At 67.6% G+C, this 13,689-nt stretch carries 9 protein-coding genes, 2 pseudogenes and 1 riboswitch; of the genes and pseudogenes, 6 read left to right on the forward strand and 5 right to left on the reverse strand.

Annotated features, from left to right (window positions below):
* Positions 1 to 203 precede the first annotated feature (203 nt).
* Both L6444_RS14960 and L6444_RS14965 read left to right on the forward strand, forming a co-directional pair.
* Complete coding sequence (locus L6444_RS14960; RefSeq protein WP_236983727.1) at positions 204 to 986, forward strand: SDR family oxidoreductase; 783 nt, start codon at positions 204 to 206, stop codon at positions 984 to 986.
* 75 nt (positions 987 to 1,061) lie between these two features.
* On the forward strand, positions 1,062 to 1,472 hold the full coding sequence (locus tag L6444_RS14965; protein ID WP_236983729.1) for a CBS domain-containing protein: 411 nt from the start codon (positions 1,062 to 1,064) through the stop codon (positions 1,470 to 1,472).
* Between the two features lie 5 nt (positions 1,473 to 1,477).
* Here L6444_RS14965 and L6444_RS14970 read toward each other — a convergent pair.
* The 3 genes and pseudogenes from L6444_RS14970 to L6444_RS14980 all read right to left on the reverse strand — a co-directional run bounded on the left by L6444_RS14970 (position 1,478) and on the right by L6444_RS14980 (position 5,161).
* A pseudogene (locus tag L6444_RS14970) lies at positions 1,478 to 2,745 on the reverse strand (amidohydrolase family protein).
* Between the two features lie 30 nt (positions 2,746 to 2,775).
* Positions 2,776 to 3,549 carry a class II aldolase/adducin family protein gene (locus L6444_RS14975; RefSeq protein WP_236983730.1) on the reverse strand — a complete coding sequence of 258 codons (774 nt, stop codon included), beginning with the start codon at positions 3,547 to 3,549 and terminating at the stop codon, positions 2,776 to 2,778.
* Positions 3,536 to 5,161, reverse strand: a complete 1,626-nt coding sequence (locus L6444_RS14980; protein WP_236983731.1) for a class I adenylate-forming enzyme family protein — start codon at positions 5,159 to 5,161, stop codon at positions 3,536 to 3,538. Before L6444_RS14980 ends, L6444_RS14975 begins: the two co-directional genes overlap by 14 nt.
* Before the next feature lie 163 nt (positions 5,162 to 5,324).
* On the opposite strand from L6444_RS14980, the gene L6444_RS14985 reads away from it, so the two are divergent.
* The 3 genes and pseudogenes from L6444_RS14985 (at position 5,325) to L6444_RS31140 (ending at position 8,215) form a co-directional block, all read left to right on the forward strand.
* Positions 5,325 to 6,206: a M48 family metallopeptidase gene (locus L6444_RS14985; RefSeq protein WP_236983732.1), complete on the forward strand. Its 882-nt coding sequence runs from the start codon at positions 5,325 to 5,327 to the stop codon at positions 6,204 to 6,206.
* A gap of 67 nt (positions 6,207 to 6,273) precedes the next feature.
* Positions 6,274 to 6,388: riboswitch (cobalamin riboswitch) on the forward strand.
* Positions 6,389 to 6,548: 160 nt separating this feature from the next.
* Positions 6,549 to 7,082: pseudogene (locus tag L6444_RS31135) on the forward strand (PPE family protein); the annotation flags it as partial.
* Positions 7,083 to 7,747: 665 nt separating this feature from the next.
* A complete protein-coding gene (locus L6444_RS31140) occupies positions 7,748 to 8,215 on the forward strand; it encodes a PPW family C-terminal domain-containing PPE protein (protein WP_236983733.1) in 468 nt (155 codons plus the stop codon).
* A gap of 37 nt (positions 8,216 to 8,252) precedes the next feature.
* Here the strand turns inward: L6444_RS31140 and L6444_RS15000 are convergent, their stop codons facing one another.
* A complete protein-coding gene (locus L6444_RS15000; protein WP_236983735.1) occupies positions 8,253 to 10,856 on the reverse strand; it encodes an FHA domain-containing protein in 2,604 nt (867 codons plus the stop codon).
* Between the two features lie 126 nt (positions 10,857 to 10,982).
* On the opposite strand from L6444_RS15000, the gene L6444_RS15005 reads away from it, so the two are divergent.
* Positions 10,983 to 12,290 (forward strand): DUF1254 domain-containing protein, encoded by a 1,308-nt coding sequence (locus L6444_RS15005; protein ID WP_236983737.1) that lies wholly within the window; start codon positions 10,983 to 10,985, stop codon positions 12,288 to 12,290.
* Between the two features lie 10 nt (positions 12,291 to 12,300).
* Here L6444_RS15005 and L6444_RS15010 read toward each other — a convergent pair whose 3' ends face one another.
* Positions 12,301 to 13,680, reverse strand: coding sequence for a serine/threonine-protein kinase (locus L6444_RS15010; RefSeq protein WP_236983739.1), 1,380 nt, complete (start codon positions 13,678 to 13,680; stop codon positions 12,301 to 12,303).
* Positions 13,681 to 13,689 lie beyond the last annotated feature (9 nt).

Genomic DNA, 13,689 nt, shown 5'->3' on the forward strand with positions numbered 1-13,689 from the left:
GATGCGTCGTTTCCCTCCGATCAGTGGGGCCCTACGAACTGCCTAGCGCATTCGCCCCAGAACACATACCCCGGCGTCCAAAACGCAACCCGGGTCCTGACCGCCATACACCAGTCGCGAAATGTATGGTGGATGTGCTCGTGGCCCGGTGAGCAGCTTCGGTGGCCGTGCCAGGATCGCCGCCGTCCCCGATAGGAGAGTCGATGCCGAACCGTCTGACCGACAAGGTCGCCCTGATCAGTGGCGGCGCCCGCGGGATGGGCGCGGCCCACGTCCGCAAACTGGTCGCCGAGGGAGCCAGGGTGGTCTTCGGCGACATTCTCGATGACGAAGGTAAAGCGGTCGCCGCCGAAGTCGGCGACGCCGCCCGCTACCTGCACCTCGACGTCACCCAACCCGAGCAGTGGGACGCCGCGGTCGCGTCCACCCTGCAGGAGTTCGGCCGGCTCGACATCCTGGTGAACAACGCGGGGATCATCAACATCGGCACCTTCGAGGACTACGCGCTCTCGGAGTGGCAGCGCATCCTGGACATCAACCTGACCGGCGTCTTCCTGGGCATCCGTGCGGTCGTCAAACCGATGAAGGAAGCGGGCCGCGGGTCCATCATCAACATCTCCTCCATCGAAGGCATCGCCGGCACCATCGCCTGCCACGGTTACACCGCAACCAAATTCGCCGTCCGCGGCCTCACCAAGTCGGCCGCGCTGGAGCTGGGTCCCAACGGCATCCGGGTGAATTCCATCCACCCCGGACTCATCAAGACGCCGATGACCGAGTGGGTGCCCGAGGACATCTTCCAGACCGCCCTGGGCCGGGCCGCCGAACCCGAGGAAGTGTCCAACCTGGTCGTGTACCTGGCCAGTGACGAGTCCAGCTACTCCACCGGATCGGAATTCGTCGTCGACGGCGGCTGCGTGGCCGGACTGGGCCACAAGGATTTCTCCGCCGTCGACACCGACGCGCAACCCGAATGGGTCACCTGATCTCGGTCACTTCGGCCGTCGCATTGAGGACTGAAGTCACTAGAGCCGGCCACGGGCCGCGATGAGCATGGTGGCATGACTACCTTCTCTTCGGCCGGGTCCCTTCCCGTCTCCTCGGTCATCGGCGACCCCGTCGCCCGGGTGGCGTCCGATGCCACGGTGGCCGACGCGGCCGCCGCGATGGCCGCCGACAACCTGGGTGCGATCGTGGTCGGCGCCGACGCCTGGCCGTCCGCGTTGCTCAGTGAGCGTGACGTGCTGCGTGTCGTCGCCGGCGGCAAGGACCCCAACGCAGTCCGTGCCGCCGACGTAGCCAGCGCGAAGCTGGTCTGGTGCGACGCCGACGCCACCGTCGACGAAGTCGCCACCCAGATGATGGAGCACTACATCCGGCACATCCTGGTGGAGCGCGACGGCAAGCTGCTGGGGATCGTCTCGGCCCGCGACCTGCTCGGGGTGTACAGCTCGAACGCCGCGTTCGAGTAGACCGATCAGAAGGCGTCCGGGTCGCGCTGGATGTCGACCGGCACCGGGTGCTGATACAACCGGGAGGCGTTCTCCCAGGTGATTTTGCGGACCACGTCGCCGGGTAGACCGCCGATCTCTTCGTGGATCGTCTGCTGGGTGTGCGGCCAGGTCGAGTCGCAGTGCGGATAGTCCGCCTCGAGCATGATGTTGTCCGCGCCGATTCGCTGGTATTGCACGAAGGACGACTTGTCCTCCACCGCGCAGAACCAGAAATTACGGGTGAATACCTCTGCGGGCGTGAGCTTTTCACCGAGCGCCTGCCACGTCCCGTACATCTGGTGGTAGCTGAGCATATGGTCGAGCCGGTCCAAAAGTCCGGCGACCCAACCGATTCCACCCTCGGACAGACAGATCTTGAGATCCGGGAACCTGCTGGGCAAACCTGAGTACAGCCAATCCACCGCCGCTGAGATGGCGTAGGCGAAGAACAGCACGCCGGGCACGTCCGGCGGGGCATCCGCGGTGGTGGACGGCGACGAGCCGGACGAGCCGATGTGCAGGTTGACCACCGTGCCGGTCTCGGCGCACGCCGCCATCATCGGGTCCCAGTGGCCCGAGTGGATGCTCGGGAAGCCGAGCATCGCCGGGTTCTCGCTGAAAGTGACGGCGCGGAAACCGCGTTCGGCGTTCTCCCGGATCATCGCCGCGCCGAGTTCGGGGTCCAGCAGCCACGGGCCTGACAGGGGATGATCCGTTCGGGATACGGCCCCGCCCACGCCTGTAGATGCCAGTCGTTCCACGCCCGCACCGACGCCAACGCGAGGTCGCGGTCCGCGGTCACCTGTTGCAGGCGCTGGCCGGCGAAGCCCGGCAGGAACGACGGGAAGTTCAGCGACGCGTAGATCCCGTTGAGGTCCATGTCCGCGATGCGTGCTTGGATATCCCACGCGCCGCGCCGCATCTCGTCGAAGCGGACGGGCTCGAAGCCATACTCTGCGACCGGGCGCCCCACCACGGCGTTGAAGCCGACATTGGGCAGCACGTGGCCGTCATAGACCCAGGTCTGTCCCCCATCAGCGGTGTCGACGACCTTCGGTGCGCGGTCGGCGAACTTGCGCGGCAACCGCCCGGTGAACGTGTCCGGAGGTTCGACGATGTGGTCGTCCACCGAGATCACCGTGTAACGGCGGTGCGCCCGAGGCGGATCGGGCAAGAAGGTGACGGAGCGATCGGCACCGGTCTTGGCCGTGGTGAAACTGAGGTCGGCGGCCAGCTCGTCGATCGATTTCATGTCGGCGGTCTCCTTGCACCCGGCGGCGGGCTAGGTGAGCACATCGGGGTCGGTTTTGATGGTCATTCGCGCCGCCCCGGCCCAGTACACGTCGGCCGCGCGTTCGATCAGCGAGGCCTGCATACCCACCATGTCCGACCACCTCATCTGCGATGGGGCTTGCCCGGTCAGCAGCACGTCGTAGGCGAGCCGGCACACCCGCTCGATGCAGGCAGCCCGGTAGACGGCTTCGGGCAGGGTGGTCCCGGTGGCGATGACACCGTGATTGGCCAGGATGGTGAGGTTAGCGCTGCCGATATGTGCGGCGAGATCGGCTGCGCGCGTTGGGCTGTCGACTTCACCGTCGTAGCTGTCCACCAGGCACAGGTCGTCCAGGAACAGCGCCCCCGTTTGGTGCACCAGCTCGGGCAGCCTGCCGAGGGCGGCCAGCACGCACACGTAGTACGGGTGATTGTGGATGACCACCCGCGCGTCCTCGCGCACCCGGTGCAGTTCGGTGTGGATGTGGATGGCCGGGGTGACATCCCAGCGGCCGCGAATGACACGCGCGCCGGAATCGACCACGCAGATGTCCGAGGCAGTCAGTTCGGCCCACCACAGGCCCCACGGGTTGACCAGCATGTCCGTTTGTCCGTCGAGTTGCCAGGTGATGTGCCCGGCCATGTTCTCGGCGAATCCGATCGAGGCAAGGTGCCGGAAAGCCACCGCCAAGGCTTGTTCGTCGGTCAGGTCGACACCGATGGGTGGCACCACCGACGGCGACCACACCTGCAGACCCCCTGGCCGTGCGTCAGGAGCGTTCATCGCCTGCCTCCATTCTGGCCCGGATATCCTCGCGGAGTTGACCTTTGGCGATCTTGCCACCGGACGAGCGCGGCAGTTCGTCCAGCACGATGAGACGCTCGGGCAGCAATTCCTTCGAAACTCCCAGAGCGAGCAGGTGTTCGGTGAGGTCCGCCAGCTCTAGCGTGCGGGAATCGACGAGTTCGGCATACAGGCAGACTTTTTCGCCGAATACCGGGTCGGGCATGGCGACGGCCGCCGCCAATGCGAGCGCGGGATGCGTCATCGCGACGTCTTCCACCTGGGCGGCGCTGATGTTCTTGCCGCCCCGCAGGATGAAGTCGGAAGTGCGGCCGGTGACCGTCAGGTAACCGTCGGCGTCTATCTCGCAGATGTCACCCATCCGCATCCACCCGTCGGGGGTGAAGAGTTTGTCGTGGTCGGTGCCCCCGAGATAGCCGAGGCTGGTCGCCGGGCCGCGGCACGCTGGTTGGCCGCGCCCGCTGTCCGTCACGTCCCGGTCGCCGTCGAACAGGCGCACCGACATCTCCGGCACGATCCGGCCGCCGGTGCGGAGCCGCTGCTGCAGCGGGTCGTCCAACGTTGTCCCGCTGAGCAACCCGGTTTCGTTGGAGCCGTAGAACTGCAGGATTTGCGCACCGGTGAGTTGTTCGAATTCCGCGGCCGGCCGGTACGGCAGCGCCTCTCCACCGGTGAAGACGACCCGCAGCGAACTCAGGTCGTTTTCCCGGCTGGCCGGATCGGCCATGATCATCGTCAATTGTGTACTGACACAGCACAATACGGATGCCCGGTGCCGTGCTATCGCCTCGCACGCCGCGCGGGGGGTGAACCGTGCCAACAGCACCGCGGTGGCGCCCAGGTAGATCGGGGTGGTGTGGCTGGTCCAGATGCCGAACCCGAAGGGCATCGGTATCACCGGCAGAAACACGTCTTCGGACCTCAGCAGCCCGTTGGCGACGGCCTTGTGATGGAAGTAGTGCCAACGGTTCTGGCTGTGCACGACGCATTTGGGCAACCCGGTGGTCCCGGACGTGGAGTTGATCAGGAACACGTCGTCGGCACCCAGCTGCGGGCCGAATTCCAGTGGGCCCGTTGCCGGGTCGGCCTCCAGTCGCAGGTCGGGACGCAACGCCGCAGCCGTCATCGGCGAGCCCGCGCAGACATCTGCTGCCGCAGCACTCCGCGCCGGGTCGCTGATCAGCATTTTCGGCTGCGTCGTTGCCAGCAGTTGGGCAACCTCGCGGGCCCCGGCGCGCGCACCGATACCGACCGCTACCGCGCCGCAACGCTCGATCGCCACGAACAGCACGTGCACCGCGGCCGAGTCACCGTGCCACACTGCCACCCGATCGTGGGGCGCCACCTCACATCCGGCCAGCTGCCGCGCCAAAGCGCTTGCCGCTGAATCGAACTCATGCCAGGTCAGTGTGCAGTCGGGATGGTCGTCGGGATGGTTCAGGTACGCCACCCGATCCGGTGACCGCGCGGCGTTGGCGCGTACCGCGTCCGACAGGGTCGCGTCCGACCACCAGCCGGCCGCGTAGTATCGGGCAACCTCATCGGGGGTGAACGCCGGCGATCGCGTGATATCCAGGGCACCGGCGGTCATATCCAGATGATAGAAGTGCGCTGTGGCGCGGCTCACGTGCCGCCCACTCGAGAGCCGACCTGCACTCCAAGGATTTCTGGAGAATCTCCCAAGGACCGCCCAAGAGCCTGTTGTGGCCCGCCCCCGACCGGGAATCTACGACGACAGGGAGTCCACCACCGTCATGGCAATTTTGGAGTCGCCGACCCACCAGCATCCGCACGGGCACTGGGACCGGCCCGCCCGCCATCCGTGGGAGATCGGTCTGCTCGCTCTGGTCATCGTGTCCAGCATCGTGCTCTATCTGGTCGCGATCGCGGTGGTGCTGTCCGGAACCGTCAGTGTGCTGTGGCTTTCGCTATTGGCCACCCCGATCCTGCTGTTCCTGGGCCGCGGACTGAACTACGGGCAGCAGCGGGCCAACGGCGTCAAGATGTCGCCCACGCAATTCCCCGAGGGGTACTGGCTGGTGGTCGAGGCGGCCCAGCGGTTCGGCCTGACCGAGGTGCCCGACGCCTACGTCGTGCTGGGCAACGGCCGGATCAATGCCTTCGCCAGCGGTCACGGCTTCCGCCGCTACGTCGTGGTCTACAGCGACCTGTTCGAGATCGGCGGTCAGGCCCGTGATCCCGAGGCACTAGCGTTCGTCATCGGTCACGAAGTCGGGCACATCGCGGCCGGGCACGCGTCCTACTGGCGGCAGCTGAGTCAGCTGGCCATGAAGATCCCGTTTTTGGGTCAGGCACTGTCGCGCTCGATGGAATACACCGCCGACAACTACGGGTTCGCACTCCGGCCGGAAGGCGCCCGCCGTGCCATCGGCGTGCTGAGTGCGGGCAAATACCTGCTGCGCTGGGTGGATTTCGACGGAATGGCCGACCGGGCCGGCTCTGAGGCCGGGTTCTTCGTATGGCTGGCCAACATGCTGGCCTCGCACCCGGTGAACACCTGGCGGGCGGCGGCGCTGCGCAACCGCGCCGTCGCCGGGGCCCTGTTCTTCCGCCCCAAGCCACCGACTGTGGCACCGCAATGGCCGATGCCGGCCAACACCATGTGGGGCCGGTGATCGCGGAGTAGTCCCGGTAGCCGTCCGCGACGTGCGACAATGGTGCGCGTAAGAGCGACGACGGTGCAGGAAGCCGGTGCAAGGCCGGCGCGGTCCCGCCACTGTAATCGGGGAGCGACCCTCAACAGACACGGCCAATGGCTGGAAGTCGAGGCGAGCGGCGATCCGAGAGCCAGGAGACTCACGTCATCGCGACCTGCCAACCCGGGGCGGTGTACCCCGAGAGAGCTGACCAGCCATGACGTCGCACGTTCACTTCAGCAGCCCAGACGAACCTGAACCGGCCTCGGCGCCGGTCCCGATACAGCCGCCGACCCGCCGCAACCGATAGCGGGGCGTGCGATGAGCGCCCCGATCTGGATGGCCTCGCCGCCGGAGGTGCATTCGGCGCTGCTGAGCAGCGGCCCGGGACCCGGTCCGCTGCTCGCCTCCGCCGAGGCCTGGCAGTCGCTGAGTGTCGCCTATGCCGAGACCGCCAACGAACTGACCGCGCTGTTGGCGCAGGTCCAGGCGACGGCCTGGCAGGGTCCGAGCAGTCTGGCCTACGTCGCGGGCCACCTTCCCTACCTGGGCTGGCTTGTCCAGGCCGGCACCGACAGCGCCGCGATGGCGACTCAGCAGCAAACCGCGGCGGCCGCATATACGACTGCCCTGGCGGCGATGCCGACGCTGGCCGAACTGGCCGCCAACCACGCCGCCCACGCGGTCTTGCTGGCCACCAACTTCTTCGGCGTCAACACCATCCCGATCGCCCTCAACGAGGCCGACTACCTGCGCATGTGGATTCAGGCCGGCACCGTTATGGCGGTATACCAGGCGATTTCGACCGCGGCACTGCTGGCCGCGCCGGGCACCACACTGCCGCCGGAGATCGTCAAGGCCAACGACGATGCGACGGCCTTGGCGAGTTCACTGCAGCTACCGCCTGACCAGCAGAACGAGTTCATGCAGTGGCTGCAGAACATCGGTTACCTCGACTTCTACGACAAATACATCCAGCCGCTCATCGACGCGCTGTCGAATCTGCCCTTCTTTCAGGCGATGTTCTCCGGATTCGACCCGTACCTGGTCATTCTCGGCAACCCGCTGACCTACTTCAGCCCGTTCAACGTGGCGTTCGCGCTGGGCTACCCGATGGACATCGGCAGCTATATCGCCTTCCTGTCCCAGATGATGTTCTACGTCGGGCTGGACCTCACCGCGGCCATCGCGTCGGGAAACCCCACGACCATCGGCTTCACCATCCTGTTCGTCACCGTGGAGATCATCGGCACGGTTGTCACCGACACCATCGCACTGCTCAAGACGCTGCTGGAGCAGACGCTGGTGCTGATCACGGTCCTGGTGCCGCTGCTGACAACGCCGTTGATCCCGCTGGCCGCCGGGGTGGTGCTGGCGCCGATCGGGCTGAAGGGGCTGGCCGCACTGGCGGCGCTGCCGCCACCCGCGCTGCCCGGCGCTCCCCGCCTCCGCCGCCCGTCGTCGCGCTGGCACCGACCGTGCCGACGTCGACACCGGCTCCCGCATCACCCGCAGCCGAGGTGAGCACGTCGGCGCCGGCGCCGGCGGCGCCCGTGCCGCCGTCCACCGCGCCGCCCTCCCCGACCGGGACGGGTCTCGGTCTGGGCATGCAGGATTACGGCTACCTGGTGGGCAACCTGAGTTCGACTGCCAAGCGGCAGGCCACGACCGGGGCCCGCAAGAAGGCGCCGCAACCCGACAGCGCCGAAGCCCCGGACGCCACGGCCACCCCTCAGGAGCCGACTCCCGCGCCGCGGCGCCGACGAGCCATCGCCACGATGCTCGGGCGCGGCTACGAATACCTGGATCCCGAACCGGCCGCGGAGTCCGCCACCGCCTCCAGCGCAGGCGCGGGAGCCATGGGTTTCACCGACACCGCCCTCAAGCCGGGCGCCGCGAAGGCCGCGGGACTGATCCGGACCGAGCAGGGCCTCGACGACGCCCCCCGGCTGCCGATGACACCGAGCACGTGGCGCACCGACGGCTGACGGCTGACGGCTGGCGAACGGCTGGCGAACCAGCCGGTCAGCCGCTCTTCAGCCGGATCTTCCAGCGCACGAAGCCCGTGTAGAAGATGCTGAGCACCACCAGCATCGCCATGTCGAACGTCCAGGCTGACGCCGTGTGTTTCCAGTGCGCGTCCTTGGGGACCTGCGGTACCGGACACAACGTGGTGAGGTCGATCGTGGAGGCGGAGGCCGCGAAACCCCATCTGGCCGGGGTGACCCACGACATCTGGTCCAGTCCCAGCCGATTGGTCACCGGGATCATGCCGCCGGAGAACACCAGCTGCGACATGACCGCCACCACCAGCAGCGGCATGATCTGTTCGTTCGACTTGGCCACCGCCGACAACACCAACCCCAGCATCGCCGAGGCGACGGTCGTGGCCGCGATGTCCACGTACAGCTCCAGCGCGGGGCTGCCCAGCACCACCGCACCGGTCTTCGGGCCGGGCTTACCGAGTAGCGCGATCACCGTCACGATCGCGGACTGGATGAGCGCCAGGATGGTGTAGACACACACCTTGGCCAGCAGGTATGCCGTGGTCGACAGGCCCACCGCCTGTTCTCGCAGGAAGATCGCCCGCTCCCCGATCAGGTCACGGATCGTCAGGGCGGTACCCATGAAGACGGCGCCGACATTGAGCAGCACCAGGATCTGGGCCGGCTCGGTGGGCGCATCGCTGGTCAGCGGCGGGGCGTTGAAGCCGACCTCCCCAGGCACCGACATGGACAGCGCACCCATGATGAACGGCAGGATCGCCAGGAAAATGAAGTAGCCGCGGTCGGAGATGATCAACCGCATCTGCCGTCGGGCGATGGTCGAGAACTGCCGAACCAGGCTGGTGTGCGCCGCCTCGCCCAGCTCGGCGGGTTTCTCGGTGGGCGGGGCGGGCGGGGGCGGCCCGGTCTGCGCGAGGTAGCGCGCCTTGGCGCCGTCCGGGTCGTCGGCGACGGAGCTGAAGATGTCGGCCCAGTTGGTGGTTCCCATGGCCGGACCGATCTGACTCGGCGGCCCACAGAAGGCGGTCTTGCCACCGGGAGCCAGCAGCAGCACCTGGTCGCACACGTCCAGATAGGTCAGCGAGTGGGTGACCACCAACACCACGCGGCCGGCGTCGGCCAACTGCCGCAGCATGGTCATCACCTGCCGGTCCAGCGCGGGGTCCAGGCCGGAGGTCGGTTCGTCCAGAATCAGCAACGACGGGCCGGTGAGCAGCTCCAGCGCCACCGAGGCGCGCTTGCGCTGACCACCCGAGAGCTTGTCCACCCTCGTCTCGAGGTGCTTGGTCATCTCGAGTTCCTCGAGGACCCGGGCCACCACCTGTTCGCGGTCCTGTTTGGTGGTGTCCGGCGGCAGCCGGAGCTCGGCCGCATACATCAGGGCTTGGCGCACGGTCAGCTGGCCGTGCACCACGTCGTCCTGCGGCACCATGCCGATCCTGCTGCGCAGCGAGGCGTATTCGGCGTGCACGTTGTGCCCCTCGAAACTCACCGTGCCGCTGGTGGGATGGGTGTAGCCGGCCACCAGCTTGGCGAACGTCGACTTGCCCGCACCGGACGGACCGATCACCGCGGTGAGCATCCCCGGGCGGGCGGTCAGCGAGATGTTGTCCAGCAGCGTCTTGTTGCCCTCGATGGTCCACGTGACCCCGCGCACGTCCAGACCGCCGGTGCGGGTTTCCAGCAGACTTTCCTCGCGCCGGGACAGCGCGCCGTTGGCGAAGACCAGGTCGATGTTGCCGATGGTGACCACGTCACCGTCCCGCAGGATCGCCGATTCGACGCGGGTGCCGTTGACGAAGGTGCCGTTGATGCTGCGGTTGTCGCGGATCTCGGTGCCGTTGGGGCCGGGGATCAGGGTGGCGTGGTGCCGGGATGCCAGGACCTCGGGAATGACGATGTCGTTGTCGTCGGCGCGACCGATCGTCACCGCACCGGGCGGAACGTCCGCGCCGCGGCCCGGGCGCAGGATCTTCATCATCGAGGTCCGGCTGCCCGCCTGCGCGGTGGGGCCGATGACCGGCGGCGGCTGTTGTTGCCCCGGGGACGACCGGTAGATCTGCGGCGACGGCGGCGGGCCGCCCTGCGGATGCACGGGTTGCGGGCCGGACGGGTAACGCGGCTGCGGCCCCGACGGCGGTCCGGGCGGGCGTCCCGGCGCCGCGGGCATCCGCGTCGTCGACGGCTGCTGGGGGCCACCGCCCCAGTTCCCACCCGGCTGCGGCGGGCTCTGCGTCGGGATCGGACCACTGGGCCGAGCGGGTATCGACATGGCCGTCGTCGGGGGTGGACGACCCACCGATCCCTGCTCGCGGCGGCCGACCTCGAAGTCCAGGGCCGGGCCATCGGGGTTGCCGATGTTGATGCGCTGCCCGTCGTGGATGTCGACCTCGTGCACGCGGCGGTTGTTCACGTACAACCCGTTCAGGCTGCCATTGTCGATGGCAACCCATCGACCCTGGTCGAACCGCAGCAACAGGTGCACGCGGGAGATGAGGGGGTGTGCGACGCGGACATCGGCCCGCAGATCACGCCCAATGACTACGTCGTGGCCCGCGGCGAAGGTGCGTTCGGCTCCGTCATACCGCACGGTGAGCACAGGCGGGGCGGCTGTCTGGATCATCGCACCCAACTGTATCGGCATGACGGTCGATTGAAGAAGCAAGAAGTCAAATACGTGTTACCGGCGAAATTCCGGGTCGGCGTGCTTATGGTTCTTTGCACTTCCGCAACCGGGTCAGGGAGAACCATGACAACGCTGTCCAACGACCTGCGCACGCTCAGCAAAGAAGCCTTCGTCTACTTCTATCCACTGGTGACGATGGACGTCACGCGCCTGCAGTCGCTGCACTCCGCGCCCGGCGCGAAACCCGGGTTCGGCCCGCCCAATGAATTCTCCCATCTGCGTTCGTTCCCCTCGGCCGACTTTCGATCGGTGGTGCGGCCGAACTTCGACACCCTGTATTCGGTCGCCTGGCTGGACCTGCGCGCAGGTCCGGTTCGGCTGACGGCCCCGGACACCGACGACCGCTACTACATGTTGCCGATGCTCGACATGTGGACCGACGTCTTCGCCAATCCGGGCAAACGGACCACCGGAACCGGCCCCCTGGATCTGGTGATCGTGGGCCCCGGTCCACCCGGCGAACTGCCCGAGGGATCGCACGTCGTCAGAGCGCCGACGCCGTACGTCTGGATCATCGGCAGGACCCAGACCAACGGACCGGCGGACTATCCGGCCGTCCACCGCGTGCAGGACGGCTTCTCGGTCACCGAACTGGGCGCCAAGCCGGAGTTCGTCGCCAATCCGGGCCACGACGTGACAACCGAACCGCTGAAAATCGTCAACGGGATGCCGGCCCTCGACTACCTGTCGTATGCGGCCGATCTGTTGTGCGTCAACCCGCCCCATGCGACCGACTTCTCCATTCTGGCCCGCCTGGCCAACCTGGGGATCGTGCCGGGCGAGGCGTTCGACGCCGGCCGCTTCACCGCCGATCAGGTGGTCGAGATCGAGCAAGGCCGCCAGGACGCGTTAGCCGAACTGGTGGCGTCCATCCCGACCCTGGCGCCCAACGTCGACGGCTGGATGACGATGGGCGCGGGTATCGGGGTCTACGGCAACGACTACTTGCGCCGCGCCGTCGTGTCGCTGGTCGGTCTGGGCGCCAACCCGGCCGAGGATGCGGTGTACCCGCTGCTCACGGCGGATGCCGACGGTGCCGCGGTGACCGGTGACCGGTCGTACGTGCTGCGCTTCGAGGCGGACAGATTACCGCCGGTCGACGCGTTCTGGTCCATCACGATGTACGACGCGGAGGGGTTTCAAGTCGCCAACGAACTCGACCGATTCGCGATCGGGGACCGCGACGCGCTGCGGTACGACCCGGACGGATCGCTGGAGATCCTCATCCAGCACGACCACCCGGGTCCGGAACGCGAAGCCAACTGGCTGCCCGCGCCGTTGGGGCCGCTGGGCGTGACGATGCGGCTGTACGCGCCCCGACCCGAGGTGCTCACCGGCGGCTGGTCTCCACCACCGGTCCGGCGGGCCTAGTTCGGCGGGGTCAGCGAGGCGGCGGCGCGACGCCGCGGCGGATTTCCTCGAGGCACTGCCGCCGCGTCTGGCCCGTCTGCTGCACACAGACCAGCACCGGTGACTCCTGCTCGCTGGGCAACGTCGACTCGCCCGGTTCCGGGGCGGCGGTGACGGTCGGACTGGCGACCGTGCTCTCGGTCAGCGACCAGATGTTGTTATCGGTGCCCGCCAGTGTCGAGCAGTAGGCGGTGGCTCCCGTCTTGGTGGCGCCGAGGCTGCCCAGCGGATAGCACGCCGCGCCGATCGCGACGATCGGTATCTCCGGTGTGGGCCCGGCGGCCTGGGAGGGCGGCGTCGTCGCCGAAGCCGGGGTGGTCGCGGTCGTTGCCGGCGCCTTCTTGGCGCGCTCCTCGTCGTCGGCGCGCACGAGTTCCTGCACCGCGACCACGATCGCGACGACGAGCGCGACGGCCAGCAGCGCGGGCACGAGCACCGCGGGCCGCAGCAACGAGCGGCCCGGGGCCGATGCCGCGGCCAGCGAAAGGCTGGTGTCGTCGGTGTCGCCGGTGCCGCCCAAGTGGTGGCTCAGCGCCCGCGCGAAGTCGACGCAGCGCAGGTAGCGATCCTTGGGATCTTTGGCGAGGGCCTTGGCGAAAACCGGATCGAGGTTGGCCAGCGAAGGACGCCGGTCGCCGATCGGCGGCGGCGCCGCGGTGAGGTGCTGGCTGATCACCACCGCGGGGTTCGAGTGCTGAAACGGCGGTTCACCGGTCAACAGCTGGTACGCGGACGCGGCCAGGGCGTACTGGTCGGCGCGGCCGTCGAGGTCCTTGCCCATCAGTTGCTCGGGGGCGGCGTAGGCCACGGTGCCCACCGTCATGTTGGTGGCGGTCAACCCGGTCGATTCACCTACCAGGCCGGCAATCCCGAAGTCTGCCAACAGGACTCGCCGATCTGGTGAATCGGGCTTGGCGATCAGCATGTTGGCGGGCTTGACGTCGCGATGCAACATCCGGTGTTCGTGCGCGTAATCCAGAGCCTCGGCCACCCCGGTGATGATCTCGACGACCTCGGGGCCGGGCATGCCGTTGGGATAACGCTCTTCGAGCAGAGCGCCGGCATCGGTCCCGTCGATGTAGTCCATGTCGATCCAGAGCTGGCCGTCGGTCTCGCCACGGTCGTGTACCGCCACGATGTGCGGATGCCACAGCGCGGCGGCGGTGTCGGCCTCGCGATGAAACCGTTCCCGGTACTCGTCGTCGGCGGACACCTCGGCCTTGACCACTTTGAGTGCGTCCTGGCGCGGCAGTCTGGGGTGTTGCGCCAGGTACACCTCGCCCATACCGCCGGATCCCAGCCGCCGGATGATGGTGTATCCGGCAAACGTCGAACCATCGTCGAGCGGCATGGCGGCATA

The sequence above is a fragment of the Mycobacterium kiyosense genome, from assembly GCA_021654635.1.
Classification (GTDB): domain Bacteria; phylum Actinomycetota; class Actinomycetes; order Mycobacteriales; family Mycobacteriaceae; genus Mycobacterium; species Mycobacterium kiyosense.

Coding starts and splice junctions, on each gene's coding strand:
- L6444_RS15010 (WP_236983739.1), bottom strand. CDS start 13,680: ATGCCGCTCGACGATGGTTCGACGTTTGCCGGATACACCATCATCCGG.
- L6444_RS15000 (WP_236983735.1), bottom strand. CDS start 10,856: ATGATCCAGACAGCCGCCCCGCCTGTGCTCACCGTGCGGTATGACGGA.
- L6444_RS14985 (WP_236983732.1), top strand. CDS start 5,325: ATGGCAATTTTGGAGTCGCCGACCCACCAGCATCCGCACGGGCACTGG.
- L6444_RS15005 (WP_236983737.1), top strand. CDS start 10,983: ATGACAACGCTGTCCAACGACCTGCGCACGCTCAGCAAAGAAGCCTTC.
- L6444_RS14965 (WP_236983729.1), top strand. CDS start 1,062: ATGACTACCTTCTCTTCGGCCGGGTCCCTTCCCGTCTCCTCGGTCATC.
- L6444_RS14980 (WP_236983731.1), bottom strand. CDS start 5,161: ATGACCGCCGGTGCCCTGGATATCACGCGATCGCCGGCGTTCACCCCC.
- L6444_RS14960 (WP_236983727.1), top strand. CDS start 204: ATGCCGAACCGTCTGACCGACAAGGTCGCCCTGATCAGTGGCGGCGCC.
- L6444_RS14975 (WP_236983730.1), bottom strand. CDS start 3,549: ATGAACGCTCCTGACGCACGGCCAGGGGGTCTGCAGGTGTGGTCGCCG.